The sequence below is a fragment of the Vibrio sp. SCSIO 43137 genome (assembly GCF_028201475.1).
Taxonomy (GTDB): domain Bacteria; phylum Pseudomonadota; class Gammaproteobacteria; order Enterobacterales; family Vibrionaceae; genus Vibrio.
In genome coordinates this window covers 1571814-1588356 of record NZ_CP116383.1, presented here as the reverse complement: position 1 = coordinate 1588356, position 16543 = coordinate 1571814, and the positions used below count along the sequence as shown (strand labels likewise).

The following is a 16543-nucleotide window of genomic DNA, read 5'->3' as shown; positions in this document are numbered from 1 at the left end:
CTATGCGGTAACGAACAACAGCCGAAAATGTGTATCTATATTGTAAAAGCAATATTGTTTTTTAGTTAACAGTATCGGAGGGATTTGCCATGAAATGTTTGAAATTGTGATAAGTATATCGATTTAAATCACTGATAAAAAAGAGAACTATAGAACTTCTAACTTTACAAAGCGATTGTTCTGGTCAGTTGTCAGCCTGAAACGCCCTTTTAGCCCGATTTGACTAACAAAAGGTCGTAGCCGCGAAGCTGGCACCTGTAATTTTAAACCCTGTTCGGTATAAACAATTACATTACTTGCGGCACCACTGTAGTGCTGTAGAAAGGTTTGATAAGGAATGGATAAACGAAAAGTGTACTGTCTCATCTCTCTGGCTCAAAGAAAAGGGTGACAACGTCACCCTTAAATAGTAATTATGATTCAAGTGCTTTGGTCACTTTCTCATACAGGTCTTTGGCTAGATTATCCAGTCTGGAAAGTTTTTCAAGCTGTTCACGCATTAACCCCTGTCTCTTTTCGTCATAGTTGCGGTACTTCAGCAGAGGATCAATCAGACGGGAAGCCACTTGTGGGTTGCTGCTGTTAAGTTCAGTCAGAATCTCACCGGCAAAAACATAACCGGAACCATCAATAGCATGGAAGTTAGTTGGGTTTGCAGTAAGGAAAGACCCAATCAAACTTCTGATCCGGTTCGGGTTTTTAAGACTGAATGCAGTATGGTTCATGGTCTGTTTCACCACCTCAAGGGCATTGTCTGCCGGCGTTGTTCCCTGAAGGCTAAACCATTTATCCATCACCAGACCATCGTGACTCCACTGCTCACTAAAGTCATCCATTAAAGCACTACGACAAGACAACTGAGCCATATTGGCATTGGAAAGTGCCGCCATTTTGTCGGTCATATTATCGGCTGACTGGTATTGCGCCTTAACAAGATCTTCGCCACCATTAAGGTGAGCAAGATAACTGAGACAACTGTTTCTCAGTGCGCGTTTACCTATTGAGGCGTGCTCAATATTGTAGCTTTCTTGTGCCAGTGAGTGATAAACCGCAGAAAGTTCATCTTGCAGTTCAGTCGCTATTGTCACTTTAAAGAACTTAAGAACCGCAGCAATTCCATCAACATCTACCGGCTTACTCCAGCCTGCCACTTCATTCTGATTTGGCAATGCCATCATTTCAGCAATAAAGGCCGGCTCAAGATCCCGATTTAACAATACACCACGGAATGCGTCTACGACTTCTGACGGCAGTTGTAGCTCTTTACCGGCTGAATGATTTTCTAGGTTGCTACGAATATATTTTGCCAACAGCATCTGACCTGCATCCCAACGGGCAAAATCATTACGCGCATGTACCATCAGGAAGATGAGCTCATCATCACTGTATTGATAGTTAAGTTTCACTGGTGCTGAGAACTCTCGCAACATTGAAATTATTGGCTTTTCACTTACCTGTTCAAACACAAAAGTCTGCTCTTGTTCAGTAAAGTTAAGCACGTTTGAAACGCTGTTTCCGTTACAGTGTAATGGAATAACGCTGCCATCTTTTGAATACAGCTCAATATCAAATGGAATATGCAGAGCACTCTTATCACTCTGCTCTTGAGTCGGCGGAGTAAACTGGCTCAGTGTTACTGAGAAAGTTTTGTTTTGCTCATCATAGTCAGTCTTCGCCGTTACCGAAGGCGTACCCGACTGGCTATACCAAAGTTTAAACTGGCAAAGGTCAACACCAGAAGCATCCTGCATAGCTGCAACAAAATCATCGCAAGTTGCCGCTGTACCGTCATGGCGTTCAAAGTAGAGTTTCATCCCTTTCTGGAAGTTCTGTTCGCCCAGCAGAGTATGCATCATACGGATAACTTCGCTTCCCTTTTCGTAAACCGTCAGGGTATAGAAGTTATTCATCTCAATCACTTTGTCCGGACGGATAGGATGAGACATAGGGCTTGCATCTTCTGCGAACTGTGGTCCGCGAATAATTCTTACATTATTAATTCTGTTTACCGCGCGGGAACCCAAATCTGAAGAAAACTCCTGATCACGGAAAACCGTCAGGCCCTCTTTCAGGCTAAGCTGGAACCAGTCGCGGCAGGTAACGCGGTTACCTGTCCAGTTGTGGAAGTACTCATGGCCGATAACCGCTTCAATACCAAGGTAATCGGTATCCGTCGCAGTCTTCTCATTGGCAAGAACAAACTTGGAGTTAAATACGTTCAGACCTTTGTTTTCCATTGCTCCCATATTGAAGAAGTCAACGGCAACAATCATGTAGATATCCAGATCATACTCAAGACCAAAGCGTTCTTCGTCCCACTTCATCGAGTTAATCAGCGAAACCATGGCGTGATTTGCCCGGTCAAGGTTACCTTTATCAACAAAGATCTCCAGCGCTACTTCGCGGCCTGATATAGTGGTATAGCTGTCGGTCAGAACATCAAAATCACCGGCAACTAAGGCAAACAGGTAGGCTGGCTTCGGATGTGGATCCTGCCATTTAACCCAGTGTCTTCCTTCACCTGCCTCTCCCTGAGAAACCTTGTTACCGTTGCTAAGCAGGAACGGATACGCTTGTTTATCGGCGATAACGGTAGTGGTGAATGTTGCCAGAACATCAGGGCGATCCAGGTAGTAAGTGATACGGCGAAAACCTTCTGCCTCACACTGGGTACAAAACGCACCATCGGATTTATACAATCCTTCCAGTGCACTGTTTGCTTCCGGGTTAATTTCTGTCTCAATCTGCAGTTCAAACTCTGACGGTAACTGGGATATTTCCAGCAAACCTTCACTCTCCTTAAACTGGCTCCACTCTTCACCATTTACTTTTACTGAGCGCAAAGTCAATTGCTCTCCGCTAAGAGTTAAAGTATTACTCTCTTTAAGCTGAGTGACTTTTGATACAGCGGTAACAGTTGTCTTTGTGTCGTGCAGATCAAAAGTTAAATCTATATGGGAGATAGTATGGTCCGGAGACTGGTAGTCTTTGCGGTATTTCGCTTTTGGCGACTGGCTCTGTGAAGGTTGAGACATTGTAATATCCTTTTCGAATTCTTTTCAGATAGCTAGATCTATCCTAGTTCTATATTTATGGACTGCAACGGTAAAAAGCAAGTGATAACAATTATTAATTTCGAAAAATAGACATATATCAGAAATGAGTATGGCTTAGTAAGAACTATGCCATACATATAACTATATAATTGAGAAACATTAGATTATTCATTCAATACGATTAAGCACAGCGAGCATATCGAAGTTACCGCTCTCAAGGGTGAGTTTACCTTCATTGATACTGTATTTAGAAGCCTGTTCGCCTTTTTCATACATAAGCACCAGGTTGTCCCCTTCGAAATAGTATATTCCCTGATAAGCAGCGAGATTACCATCAGTAGATTCAGCCTTAAACATGAACATAAAGTCAGGCTGCAGAACCAAATTCACTTTGCTCACTTTACTTGCACGTATCTCTTCGCCTTTCAAATCTTCACTTGTCCAGCTTCCGACTAACTCCGAATGGTATCCTTTAGAAAAATAGATGCCGTTTAGAATAAGTTGGTTGTGATTAACCATATAGCTATAAAGCTGCGGATTTTCACTGTCCATGCCCAGCACTATGGTGTCACTGTTAGCACTGTATTCACCACCCCAGTACTCATAAGTGTTATCTATTTTCTGGATTTCGATACCGAATGTGTAATCTGATGTGATATGTAGCCGGATAACAACAAAATCCTGTTCTGATTCATCAGGATAATGATTAACCAGATACCAGTCACCTAAAAGAAAAGGATGGTCGAACTGGGTAATGTCAGATCTATCATTATCTATCTCGTAGCTTGCAACTGTAAAAGAGATGCAGGCAAGAATTACTATGATCCATCTCATAACTAATTCTCCTCACTTTTCTTTAAGCGTAGAGTTAGTTATCAAATAAAGCGAAATTTTAGACCCAAATCACACTAATTAGCAGAAATGAAAAAAGCGAGTTATTCACTCGCTTTTTGACAGTTTACACAATAAACGACTATTTACTTTCTTCGTTTATCATGTCCACCATAATGGCAACTGTTTCATTCAGGTAGGCGTCTGGTGCTTCATAGTCTTTTGGCACATCTTCAAGAGATTTATATGTCTCTTCATTCGCAGCAGACTGACGCTCATTGATTCGCGCTAAACGACGTTCGTCACGCTCATCACTTTTATTACGTCTCACTTTCTCATTCAGAGAAAGCATATTGTCATCTTTCTCAGCTTTATAACGGGCAATATCCGATTCGATAAAGCTAAACTCAAGATCCTTTGCAGTACGGGCGTGATGCGCTTTTTTCAGTTGAGCAATTTCGGCATCCCTACTCGCCAGCTTTTTATAACTTGCCCGATCTATGCTGTCCCACGGCAATGCGTTGTCTTCGACACTTTCACCGGTTTCGCTTGGATCAATAGCAGTAGGATAAAGGATATCCGGAACAACACCCTTGTTCTGAGTACTACCGCCGTCAATACGATAGAACTTCTGAATAGTGAACTGGATATAGCCCGGATCTTTATCGAACATATCGTAGATTTCACTTAGTGTTTTATGCTGCTGAACGGTACCTTTACCGAAGGATTGCTCACCTAAAATAATTGCCCTGCCATAATCCTGCATGGCTGCAGCAAAGATTTCTGAAGCTGATGCGCTATATCGGTTGACCAAAACGGTTAGTGGTCCCTGATAGCTAACAACGCCATCTGTATCCCGGTTAACGGTTACCCGTCCGTAACTGTCACGGACCTGAACAACCGGTCCTTTAGAGATAAACAATCCTGAAAGTGCCGTTGCTTCTGTGAGTGCACCACCGCCATTATTACGCAGATCGACAATAATACCGTCTACAGACTGAGCTTTAAGTTCCTGAATCAGCTTATCAGTATCTTTCGAGAGACCGACATAGAAGCTAGGCACTTCTAGTACACCAATTTTTTTGCCATCTTTTTCAATGACTTCTGACTTAACTGCTCTGTCTTCCAGACGAATTTTATCGCGGACAATAGTGACATTGTGACTTTTTGCATTCTTACCTTCCGGCAGAACCTGTAAAATCACCTTAGTCCCTTTCGGGCCTTTGATCAGTTGAACAACATCATCAAGTCGCCAGCCGATAACATCCACCATTTCAGAGTCTTCCTGAGCAACACCAATGATTCTGTCGCCTTCAGATAACTCCTTGCTTTTAGATGCAGGGCCACCAGCCACTAATGAACGAATTACCGTGTAATCGTCAGTCATCTGCAACACAGCACCAATCCCTTCCAGAGACAAATTCATCTCTGACTGGAACTGCTCGGCGTTACGCGGTGACAAATAGCTTGTGTGCGGATCAACTTCACGGGCAAAGGCATTCATATAGGTCTGAAATGCATCTTCGCTATGTGACTGAGTGATACGCTTGATGGCATTGTTATAACGCTTTTCAAGCATCTCTTTGATTTCCGGCCACTCTTTGTCCGTCAGCTTCAGGCTCAGAGCGTCATATTTAACCCTTTTGCGCCAGAGCTCATTCAGCTCTTTTTCATCTTTGGCCCACGGCGCTTCCGAGCGGTCTAACTCGATCTCTTCATCCGTATCAAACTTCATCTCTTGGTCGAGAAGAGATAACGCATATTCAAAACGTTCAAAGCGCCTTTTCATCGCCAGATTATAAACATCAAATGCGATCTGGTTATTACCCGCTTTTAGCTGGTCATCCAGTTGAACAGACCAGTTCTGAAACGAATCAATATCTGATTGAGTGAAAACATTACGGTTAAAGTCGAGCATTTTCAGGTAACGATTAAAAATCGCTTTAGAAAACTCGTCATTAAGACTGAAGCGTTTGTAGTGGGTGGTTGTAAACTTAGAGGTTACCCGGCGACTGGCAGTTTTATGCTGCGATTCAGGGGCAAGAGTTGGTAATTGATCTTTAGAAATTTTTGCTTCTAAAGCTTGAGCAGAAGCCGCTAAGCAGATGCTAGCGGCTAATAATGTAACTTTTAAACGGCAATTCATGCGTAGGAATTTCTCCTTTATGCGCGCAAGTGTTCCGCTTTTACCACCATTTGAAGGCCGTTGGTTAGGCGAACTCGCACATCATCCTTATTAATTTCAACAATGGTCGCAGCCATGTTTCCTTTACCCATATTTACATTGACATCTTTACCTGTCTTTAGTTCATCAGATGCTAATGCACGTGTTTCAGTCACTACGGGTTTGCTATTCTGCTTGTTCTGCTTACTTGGGTTTTTCGCACGACGTTGCTGAGGTTTATTTGCCTTAGCTTTTGCCTTTGCTTCTTCCCTTGCTTTACTTGCCTGCTCTTTGCGACGAGCCTGAACACGGGCTTTGCTTTCAGCTAGTGCTGTTTTTGCATGCTCAACATGTTCTTCTTCAAGTTCACCACACGCATTACCATCAAGATCAACACGAACTGCACCCGGCTTAACACCATGCAGGTAACGCCATGATGACGTGTACTGTCTTAACGCTGCACGAAGCTGAGTCTTACTCACTTTAGCATCATCGGCCAATCGTTCTGCCAAATCTTGGAAGATACCGATCTTTAATGGTTTTGCTTCACCTTCTAGAGTAAAGCAGTTAGGGAAACATTCAGCAATATATGCAATCACTTCTTTGCTGTTTTTTAACTTTTCAGTGTTTTCCATGTGGATTCCTGGTTTTTGCGGCTTTTTCCGCAGAGCGTTCTGATAAATATTTGGGCTATTATAGTGAGATGCTTATGAAAAACCACTCTGATTACTGATTTTATTCATCGTTAGCGTGCGAATTGAGCAGCTTTTCAACTTCTGACATCAGATATGTCAGTCCGCTCTCGTCGTTTTCATCAAATCGGCCTATTTCAGGACTATCAATATCCAGCACACCAGCCACTTTGCCATTAATAGAAAATGGGATCACAATCTCTGAATTACTTTGTGCATCACAGGCAATATGGCCTTCAAACTGATGAACATCATAAACACGCTGAACGCTGTTTTCAGCTACTGCTGTACCGCATACGCCTTTACCTACAGGAATACGTACGCAGGCCGGTAAACCCTGAAAAGGCCCCAGTACCAACTCTTCCTCTTTAAGGAGATAAAAACCGACCCAGTTAATATCTTCCAGCATCATATTGAGCAAAGCGCTCAGGTTTGAAAGGTTAGCAACAAAATCTTTTTCCGATTCAATCAGTGCTACAGCTTGTTTGGTTAGTGTCTGATATTTCTTTACTTTCATATTTCTTCTATTTATTAGTTTAACTATTCAGGTCAACAGCAAGGTCTAACCGGTTATTTAACCATAAAGAACTTGCCATCTTTTCTGTTAAGCCAGTGTTTATACCTTACATTTACCCTTGCCGCTATTAAAATGTCGGTTGGTTTTATTCCAGTTTGCTTAAAGATAGATTTAGCAGATCTATTGATGCTCAGGAAATATTAGCCTGGCACTGGTATTTAGACCTATTATTAGAGCCTCGTATATAGAGAAAATCTCTGGTTTTGTTATTATCACTGTTCGCCTTACCGGCAACATTCAATACCTAACTAGATGTTTTATCAAGGATAAGGGATATAGGGACCAATTAGTGATTGTAGAACAAAGCCCGGCTATCCGCTTATGTAAAGGTTGTGAGCTACCCGTCTCTGTTGAGACCCTGCCGAGAGGAAAAAGTGCTTATTGCCCACGCTGCGGTACCAAACTCTATAAAGGTGGCACCCTTCCGTTAGCAGGAAATCTCGCCATCGCGGTCACCTGCCTGCTGCTTTTTATTCCTTCTCACTTTTTTCCTTTTATCAGTATTCGTCTGTTTGGCGTGATGATTCCGGCCACACTCCCGTCCGGAACCTTTACCCTGATGCAGGAAGGCTTTATCGGGCTAGGCCTGCTGATTCTTTTTTGCAGCTCCATAGCTCCTCTATTGGTCTGTAGTGCGGTCACACTTTGTCATCTGTCCCTGAAAAAGCGCTGGTTTAACTCATTTCGCTATAGCGTACTGACAATGCAGATGCTTAAGCCATGGATGATGCTCGACGTATTTCTGGTCAGTGTGGCTGTCTCTTGTTTTAAGTTACAGGATTACGCCGACATCTTTGTCGGGCCAGGGCTAACGGGCATTATATTATTACAACTGTTTACCCTGATGTTGATACCGAGATTAAGTGTCAGGCGTTACTGGGAGGCCTGGCAGGCCGAAACCGACTATCAGTTTTCAGAAAAACAGGAGCAGTGCCGTCACTGCTATCTTTCTCAGCCATTAGGCTCGCACTGCCTGCGCTGTAAAGGTAAGCTCTACTACAGAAAACCCCGCTCCATACAGAAAACCTGGGCACTGCTTATCGCCGCGGCTGCTTTTATCGTTCCGGCGAACATCATTCCCATTTCAATCCTTTTTACCAACGGAAAACGCATTGAAGATACTATCTTCTCCGGCGTTGCCAGCCTGATAAACAAAGAGATGTACGGCATAGCCCTGATTATTTTTGTTGCCAGTATTGTCGTTCCTGTCGCCAAGATTGTTGGTATGAGTTACATACTAGCCAGTATTCAGCTTAAACAGAAACGGTTTAAAAAACAGAGAATGATCATATATTTCGTGGTCAAGTGGATAGGAAAATGGTCTGTAATGGATCTCTTTGTAATATCCATTATGATGACTCTGGTTGACCGCGGACAGATACTAAATTTCTCGCCGGGTTTCGGCGCCGTGGCTTTCGGTGTTGTCGTTGTCCTGACCATGCTTGCAACAGAAAATTTCGATCCCAGATTGATCTGGGATGACAGAGAAGATAACAAGACGAAACCGGACAGTACCGGTTGAAGTAGTTTGAGATTGACGGAAGAAACTATCAATGAATGATAAAGATTCACAGGTACATAAACCCAAGGTTCAAAGGGATTACGGTATCTCACCTCTGTGGATTCTCCCTATTGTGACACTGGCCCTCGCCGGCTGGCTGGTCATTAATGCCATTAATGAAGCGGGACAACGGATTCAGATCTACTTCTCTGATGCTCAGGGGCTGATTGCCGGCAGAACCACCGTCCGTTATCAGGGGCTGGAAGTGGGTATGGTAAGGGATATTACCCTTTCACCTGATCTTGAAAGTATCTATGTTGATGCCGATATCTATCCTGAAGCAACAAAATTACTGGGTGAAGATACCCGTTTCTGGCTGGTAAAACCGACTGCCAGTATTTCCGGCATTTCCGGTCTGGACGCACTGGTTTCAGGCAACTATATCGCTATTCAGCCCGGCAGTGAGTCAGATGACGACGATGAGCTAACCAAGGTTTATACCGCCCTTGAAAACAGACCGGCAGATTTACAGGCGTCACAAGGGCTTAATATCACCCTGAATTCACGCGACCTTGGCTCCCTGTCCATTGGATCTCAAATTGTCTACCGTAAAATTCCTATCGGGGAGGTTTACAGCTATAAGCTTGATGAAGAGGCTCACTCTGTACTGATTAAAGCCTTTATCAAAAATGAGTACGCCCACATCATTACTGACAAGAGTCGTTTCTGGAACGTCAGCGGTGCAGGTGCGCAAATCGGTTTTTCCGGTGTGGATGTTCAGTTTGAAAGCCTCAGTGCATTACTTGCCGGTGCCATCGCAGTAGACTCTCCTGACGAGGGCGAACCGGTGAAAGAGAACAGTGAATTTAAACTATACAGAGATCTTAAAACCGCCGGCCGCGGTATAGCGGTTAAGATCGCCCTGCCGGATAACAATAAGATACGCAGTAGTGGCGCTCCCATTATGTACCGTGGGCTGGAAATCGGCCAAATTACTGACCTGAATTTCAGTGAGGGCAGACAGAGCATTATTGCCTCCGCGGCAATACAACCCTCTTTTGCCGATATGCTTAACACCGGCTCCCAGTTTATGCTGGAGGAGACAAGGTTATCGATTTCTGAGGTAAATAATCTTTCTAACCTTGTTACCGGCAACTACCTCTCTATTATTCCGGGTGAAGGTGAAAAGTCCCGCCAGTTCACTGCCATAAGAAAAGACGATCTGCTTAAACAGAGCATGCACTCTATTCCGGTCACTCTGATTGCCGACGAATCACGTGCTGTCTCTGAAGGGACAGAAGTTCACTATAAAGGCATTAAAGTCGGCTATATCTCTGAGGTCAGGCTAAAGCAAGATAACGTGGTTATCACCGCCCTAATCGATAGTGCCTATAAGCATTTAATCAAATCGCGAAACCGCTTCTACGTAAACGGCAGTGCTTCTGCGGAACTAACCGATTCGGGCTTAAATATCACTGTGCCGCCAGCTAAATATCTGCTTACCGGCTCTGTGGCTTTTATCAGTGACGGCTCAGAAAAAATTAACAATAGTTACCGTCTATATAAAAACCGCTCACTGGCGGAGATAGCCCTGTATAACCAGTCAGGCTCAAGAACTCTGACTCTTTTCTCAGAACAGTTGCCACCGGTATCTAAAGGCAGTCCGCTGCTCTACCGCAACCTTGAGGTTGGTAAAGTTTCCGGCTATACCCTTACCTCCCAGGGCGTTCAGATTAAGGTTCAGATAGAAAACCGCTACCGTAATCTGATCAAAGATCAAACCGTATTCTGGAATCACTCCGGTGTAGAGGTGGATGCCAGCCTTTCCGGCGTGAACATTAAAGCTGCCCCGCTAAAAGCCATGCTTCAGGGAGGAATTGCCTTTGATACGATTTCGGGTGTGGAGAACAGATCTGGCAAGCACTGGAAACTGTACAACAGCGTCAATGAAGCAAGAAAATTTGGCGCTACCATTATGCTTAGCGCTTCGGATGCATCCAGTGTACGTGAAGGCACTCCGATTAAGTATCAGGGCGTGGATATCGGCGAAGTGATTCATCTCTCTCCTGACTTTGAAAGCAAACGGGTTAATATCACCGCCCGTATTAAACCTGAGTTTACGGCTACTATCGTCCGTAACGGCAGCTATTTCTGGACCACCTCTCCACAAATTGGCCTTAAGCAGATTAAAAACCTGGATAGCCTGATTTCGGCCTATATACAGGTTGCTCCCGGTAAAGGTGCGGTAAAACGCAGTTTTGTGCTGCACAATGAAGCCTCGCGCCAAGGCGGCACTAGCTTTACCCTACAGAGCGAAAAGAGAAGCTCTATCGACATTGATACGCCTGTTCTGTACCGCGATATTGAAGTGGGTCGTGTTACTCAGGTTGAGCTGGGCGCTTTTGCAGACAGGGTCATTACCACAATCGAAATTCAGGATGAATACGCTTATCTTGTAAGAACAAATAGCGTGTTCTGGAATGTTTCTGGTGTGGATGTCTCTATCGGCCTTGCCGGTGCACAAATCCGCTCCGGTACTGTTGATAGCCTGTTGAGGGGCGGCATTGCCTTTGCCACACCGGAGAACAGTAAGCTATTACCGCCAGCAAAACCGGACACCGCTTTTATCCTGAACAGTGAACCTCAGGATGAGTGGACTCAGTGGCGCACAGCCATACCTAAGCCCTGATAGCCAGCAGGAAATAATCAGCAAGAAATGCAGCTTACGGGCTGCATTTCTTTTTGATGTTGTATAAAATTGGCGCCTATTTTTTCCTGCTGAGATTTAACCGTGCACGCAAACATAAAACTTCCAGACGCCTTTATCAGTCAGATTGAACAAATCATGCCTTCCCACCTGAACATGGATGACTTTATTGCCGCCTGTAAGCGCCCGTTAAGACGAAGCATACGGGTAAACACCCTTAAAATCTCAGTGGCTGACTTTCTGGACAGAGCAGCAGATAAAGGCTGGAGCCTGACGCCGGTTCCGTGGTGTGATACCGGCTTTTGGATCGAGCGCGACCAAGCTGACAAAACACCGCTGGGCAATACTGCTGAACATATGGCCGGTCTTTTCTATATTCAGGAAGCCAGTTCTATGATGCCGGTAACGGCTCTGCTGGACAATCTGGATGCCCCATTTGAAACGGTTCTGGATGTCGCTGCCGCACCCGGTTCTAAAACCACGCAAATCGCAGCGGCTATGAACAACAACGGTGCTCTGGTGGCGAATGAGTTCTCAGCCAGCCGTATTAAAGGCCTCTACTCCAACGTTCAGCGCTGTGGTGTACGCAATGTGGCGTTAACCAACTTTGACGGCCGTGTATTTGGCGGCTGGCTGCCTGAACAATTCGATGCCATTTTGCTCGATGCACCATGTTCAGGCGAAGGCACTATCCGTAAGGATGCCGATGCCATGAACAACTGGAGCAAAGAGTCGGTACTGGAGATAGCGGAAACACAGAAAGACCTGATTGAAAGCGCTTTCCATGCACTTAAACCGGGCGGTGTTATGGTCTACTCTACCTGTACCCTTAACCTTGAAGAGAACCAGCAGGTTTGCCACCACTTAGCAGAGACGTTTCCCGGCAAGGTCGCCTTTGAACCACTAAACCATTTATTTGAGAATGCTGAAGCCGCAATCACAGAGGATGGTTTTTTGCACATCTATCCGCAGATTTTTGATAGCGAAGGTTTTTTTGTTGCCCGTATCCGTAAGTTAGAATCAGAGCCGGCTCCGGCAGTAAAGAAAAGGCTCGGCAAGTTCCCGTTCAGTAAAGCTTCTAACAAAGAGTCTGAAAAGGTAAGTAAAGCTCTGGCAGACACATTAGAGATCACTCTGCCCGATTCCGGACAAATCTGGCTACGTGACAATGAGGTGTGGCTGTTTCCTAAAAACCTTGAACCTATGATTGGCGAGATCCGTTTTGATCGTATGGGAATCAAGTTAGCGGAAGCCCATAAAAAGGGATATCGCTGGCAGCATGAAATGGTGATGGCTCTTGCCAAAGGCAGTGAATCCAATACCGTTTCCCTGACCACTGAGCAGGCCAGAGAGTGGTATATGGGCAGAGATATCAGGCCGGAAGAGGTAACGGGTAAAGGCGAAGTTATCGTAAAACTTGAAAACGACGTTATCGGTCTTGGAAAGTGGGTAGGAAACCGGATTAAAAATGGCTTGCCAAGAGAGTTAGTAAGAGACGGGAATCTGTTCTGATTTAGAGGTTGCTTCTAAAAGTGAAACTCCTCCCTGCCCTTTAGTGGCAAAGGCCGGAGCCTGTACTAGACTTATTACTAATGCAAGTGAGTAATGATTAGCGCAGGTTCTATACTTTTAAATACTCAGTTTAGAACCTTTCCCCTAAGCCCAGCCACAGGAGAGCGCTGGGCTCTTTTTCGTCTTTACATTCTTATTATTAAAAATTAACTGTTTTTCAGGCGAATACCTTCTTTTTCCAGCGTTATTTTACCGGCTTTATACAGCGCACCAATACTCTTTTTAAAGGTACCTTTACTGGTTCTGAATACAGAGAAGATAGCATCCGGTGTCGATTTGTCATTCAGTGGCAGGAAGCCATCTTTCTTTTCTAATAAATCCAGAATCTTTTCACTCAAATCATCCATCTTACCGGTGCCGATTTTCTGTAGTGCAAGATCGATTTTGCCGTCAGCGCGGACATTTTTGATATAACCCTTTAGACGCTTACCGATAAAGAGTTTTCCGAACACATCTGAAGGAAAAATCATTCCCCAGTGGCTGCCGTTAATGATGGCTTTATAACCGAGATCACTACGCTCAGCGATGAGTAGCTCCACCTGCTGGTTTCTGCTGTAATTTGCCGGCGTTTTATCAAGCAGTTTATTGAACTTGGTTGTACCCACGATTCGGCCGGACGCTTTATCGGTATAGACATAAACCAGAATGTTCTGTCCTTCACGGTAACGTGCACGCTGCTCACTGAATGGTACAAGAAGATCTTTTTGGGCCACGCCCCAGTCAACAAAAGCACCGGTACTATTAACACCGACAATTTTCATTAATCCCCATTCGCCTACCTGCGCAATTGGGGTTTCGGTGGTTGCCGTTAGCTGGTTATCAGCATCAAAGAACAGAAAAACGTCCAGTTTTTCTCCCACAGTGACCTGTTCAGGAGCCAAACGTCTGGCAAGCATGACACTGCCGTAATCGTCTGCATCTAGAAAGATACCGAAATCTTCAATTTTCTGTACTTCAAGGGAATTAATCTGACCAACTTTTATCATCAATATGTACTCGTACCTTAATCTGGAGGGGAATTATACCCAATCCCTGTTAAGAAGCGAGTGCCGATCAGTCAGCAAGCTCAACTAAGGGTTTTAACCGACAGCATTAGATCGAATTCGGCCATGGGCTCATCACCATTTATCGACGGGCAAGTAGCTACAATGCGCACCGGACGGTTAACCCTTTCACCCGTCTCACTGCTCTGCTGAAGTATTTCGTCAATCAATTTACCGTCGGTACAGGTAAAAATCACATCCGCTTCAGGCCGTTTCAGAAATCGCCCTTCTACCTGCTTAAAAGCAAGAGAGATTTTTTTGTTGTTCTCTTTTGCCTTGCTCATGGCTAAAAAGCCACCAGCCACGTCGGCACCTACGGCAAGAACACCAAAATACATACTGTTCAGGTGATTTTTGGTTCTTCTCTTCAGAGGAATCTTTACCACCACTTTCTCTTGGTCTATTTCGATGATTTTTGGCCGGCAAAGCCAGATTAAAGGCACCTTAGTAAAGGCAAACAGGTTTAAGTAAAAATTAACTTTTGTAAGATTTGAAAACATAGTTCCATCCTTGGATAACTGATTAGACCAGTTAACCTGCCATCAAAATAATTGTCAACATATTGTTAACAAAACAGATTCACTTTTAGACTAAGGGAGTAGAGAGTATGGCAGCAAAATAAACCCTCTGAACTAACATGCTGACCGCCACTTGCCTAGTAGCAAATATAGCCGTAAATCAACCTGATAGAGCTCGCTTTACACTTGATGGGCTGTTTTTTTTATTGATCTAAGCAATCTCTGTTTATTACTTGCTTCATTTCCGTTATCTTTAGCCCTTCGCCATAGAAATACAGTTGTAACAATGCCTTTAAAAACTGATGAATTAAGAACTCAGCCTCTTGGCCCGATGCCAACACCGGCAGAGCTCAGTGATCAACACCCTATTACAGATGAAGTTGCAGAAAGAATTGCAAACTCCCGCCGACAAATTGAAAGAATTCTTAACGGACAAGATAACCGCCTGCTGGTCATTGTCGGTCCTTGTTCAGTTCACGATACGGACGCCGCGTTAGAATATGCCAACCGTCTGGCACACGTTCAGGAAAAGTATCAGGACGAGCTATTTATCGTCATGAGAACCTATTTTGAAAAACCGCGCACCGTTGTTGGCTGGAAAGGCTTGATTACCGATCCTAACCTTGATGGTTCTTATGCGCTGGAAGCGGGTCTTAATAAGGCGAGAAAACTTCTTCTTGATATCAATAAACTCGGGCTGGCAACGGCAACCGAGTTTCTCGATATGATTACCGGCCAGTACATTGCTGACCTGATCACCTGGGGTGCAATCGGTGCCCGTACAACAGAGTCACAGATTCACCGTGAAATGGCTTCCGCTCTTTCTTGCCCTGTCGGTTTTAAAAACGGTACTAACGGCAATGTTAAAACGGCTATTGACGCCATTCGCGCCAGCCATGCCAGCCACTATTTTTACTCGCCGGACAAAAATGGCCGCATGACGGTATATCGCACCAGCGGCAACCCATGGGGACATATTATCCTGCGTGGCGGCGATACTGGTCCTAACTTTGATGCAGAGTCTATTGAATCTGCCTGCAAGAGACTGGCAGAGTTTGATCTTCCACAACGTCTGGTTGTTGACTTCAGCCACGCCAACTGTGAGAAGAAACACCGTAAACAGTTAGACGTTGCCAAAAATATCTGTGATCAGATCCGTGGCGGCAGTAAGTTTATTGCAGGAATTATGGCTGAGAGCTTCATAGAAGAAGGTAACCAGCCAATGCATGATCTCACGGCACTTAAGTATGGTCAGTCAATTACTGATCCATGTATCGGCTGGAATGATACCCTTACTATGCTAGATATGTTGGCAGAAGCCATTAAAACACAAAACAATTAGGAGCCAATCCAAATGCCCTCTTTTGATATTATTTCCGAAATAGATTTAGTCGAAGTCAGAAATGCTGTCGATAACTCTAACCGTGAACTTTCAACACGTTTTGACTTCCGCGGTGTTGACGCCAGCTTCGAACTTAAAGATGAAGTGGTTAAAATGGCCGCTCCTGATGATTTCCAGCTAAGACAGCTTATGGATATCCTGCGTGGTAACCTTGCTAAGCGTGGCGTCGATGCAGCTGCTATCGAAACCAAAACTGCGGTTCATTCCGGTAAAAGCTGGTATCAGGACGTTCTGTTTAAACAAGGTATCGAGACACCTGTTGCCAAGAAAGTGGTTAAAGCCATTAAAGATGCCAAGATTAAAGTACAGTCTTCAATTCAGGGAGACAAGGTACGTGTAACAGGCAAAAAACGTGACGATCTTCAGGCTGCTATCGGTCTGATTAAAGAAGCTGAACTGGGTCAGCCATTCCAGTTCGATAACTTCAGAGATTAATTACTGTTCAGTAATAAACAATCACCACCGCCACAGACGGTGGTA

13 protein-coding genes are annotated in these 16543 nt (G+C 44.5%); 5 read left to right on the top strand and 8 right to left on the bottom strand.

Annotated features, from left to right (window positions below):
• Window positions 1-147 precede the first annotated feature (147 nt).
• The 6 genes from PK654_RS07425 to PK654_RS07400 all read right to left on the bottom strand — a co-directional run bounded on the left by PK654_RS07425 (window position 148) and on the right by PK654_RS07400 (window position 7260).
• Window positions 148-366: a DUF2835 domain-containing protein gene (locus PK654_RS07425; protein ID WP_271698606.1), complete on the bottom strand. Its 219-nt coding sequence runs from the start codon at window positions 364-366 to the stop codon at window positions 148-150.
• Between the two features lie 47 nt (window positions 367-413).
• A complete protein-coding gene (gene pepN, locus PK654_RS07420; RefSeq protein WP_271698604.1) occupies window positions 414-3035 on the bottom strand; it encodes an aminopeptidase N in 2622 nt (873 codons plus the stop codon).
• Window positions 3036-3224: 189 nt separating this feature from the next.
• Window positions 3225-3890, bottom strand: a complete 666-nt coding sequence (locus PK654_RS07415) for a hypothetical protein (protein WP_271698603.1) — start codon at window positions 3888-3890, stop codon at window positions 3225-3227.
• 139 nt (window positions 3891-4029) lie between these two features.
• Entirely contained in the window at window positions 4030-6033 is a 2004-nt protein-coding gene (gene prc, locus PK654_RS07410) for a carboxy terminal-processing peptidase (RefSeq protein WP_271698602.1), read from the bottom strand.
• A gap of 17 nt (window positions 6034-6050) precedes the next feature.
• On the bottom strand, window positions 6051-6686 hold the full coding sequence (proQ, locus tag PK654_RS07405; protein ID WP_271698600.1) for an RNA chaperone ProQ: 636 nt from the start codon (window positions 6684-6686) through the stop codon (window positions 6051-6053).
• Between the two features lie 100 nt (window positions 6687-6786).
• Window positions 6787-7260 (bottom strand): GAF domain-containing protein, encoded by a 474-nt coding sequence (locus tag PK654_RS07400; RefSeq protein ID WP_271698599.1) that lies wholly within the window; start codon window positions 7258-7260, stop codon window positions 6787-6789.
• 349 nt (window positions 7261-7609) lie between these two features.
• On the opposite strand from PK654_RS07400, the gene PK654_RS07395 reads away from it, so the two are divergent.
• From PK654_RS07395 to rsmF, 3 genes are all read left to right on the top strand, one after another.
• Window positions 7610-8842: a paraquat-inducible protein A gene (locus PK654_RS07395; protein ID WP_271698598.1), complete on the top strand. Its 1233-nt coding sequence runs from the start codon at window positions 7610-7612 to the stop codon at window positions 8840-8842.
• A 31-nt stretch (window positions 8843-8873) separates the two neighbouring features.
• Window positions 8874-11510, top strand: coding sequence for a PqiB family protein (locus tag PK654_RS07390; RefSeq protein ID WP_271698596.1), 2637 nt, complete (start codon window positions 8874-8876; stop codon window positions 11508-11510).
• 102 nt (window positions 11511-11612) lie between these two features.
• Window positions 11613-13040 carry a 16S rRNA (cytosine(1407)-C(5))-methyltransferase RsmF gene (gene rsmF, locus PK654_RS07385; RefSeq protein ID WP_271698593.1) on the top strand — a complete coding sequence of 476 codons (1428 nt, stop codon included), beginning with the start codon at window positions 11613-11615 and terminating at the stop codon, window positions 13038-13040.
• A gap of 206 nt (window positions 13041-13246) precedes the next feature.
• Here the strand turns inward: rsmF and PK654_RS07380 are convergent, their stop codons facing one another.
• Window positions 13247-14086: a CvfB family protein gene (locus tag PK654_RS07380; protein WP_271698831.1), complete on the bottom strand. Its 840-nt coding sequence runs from the start codon at window positions 14084-14086 to the stop codon at window positions 13247-13249.
• A gap of 80 nt (window positions 14087-14166) precedes the next feature.
• Window positions 14167-14643, bottom strand: a complete 477-nt coding sequence (locus PK654_RS07375; RefSeq protein WP_271698591.1) for a PaaI family thioesterase — start codon at window positions 14641-14643, stop codon at window positions 14167-14169.
• 304 nt (window positions 14644-14947) lie between these two features.
• Between PK654_RS07375 and PK654_RS07370 the strand changes: the two genes are divergently transcribed.
• Together PK654_RS07370 and PK654_RS07365 are read left to right on the top strand one after the other, a co-directional pair.
• A complete protein-coding gene (locus tag PK654_RS07370; RefSeq protein ID WP_271698589.1) occupies window positions 14948-16003 on the top strand; it encodes a 3-deoxy-7-phosphoheptulonate synthase in 1056 nt (351 codons plus the stop codon).
• Between the two features lie 12 nt (window positions 16004-16015).
• Window positions 16016-16498 carry a YajQ family cyclic di-GMP-binding protein gene (locus PK654_RS07365; protein WP_271698588.1) on the top strand — a complete coding sequence of 161 codons (483 nt, stop codon included), beginning with the start codon at window positions 16016-16018 and terminating at the stop codon, window positions 16496-16498.
• The last annotated feature ends 45 nt before the right edge of the window (window positions 16499-16543 follow it).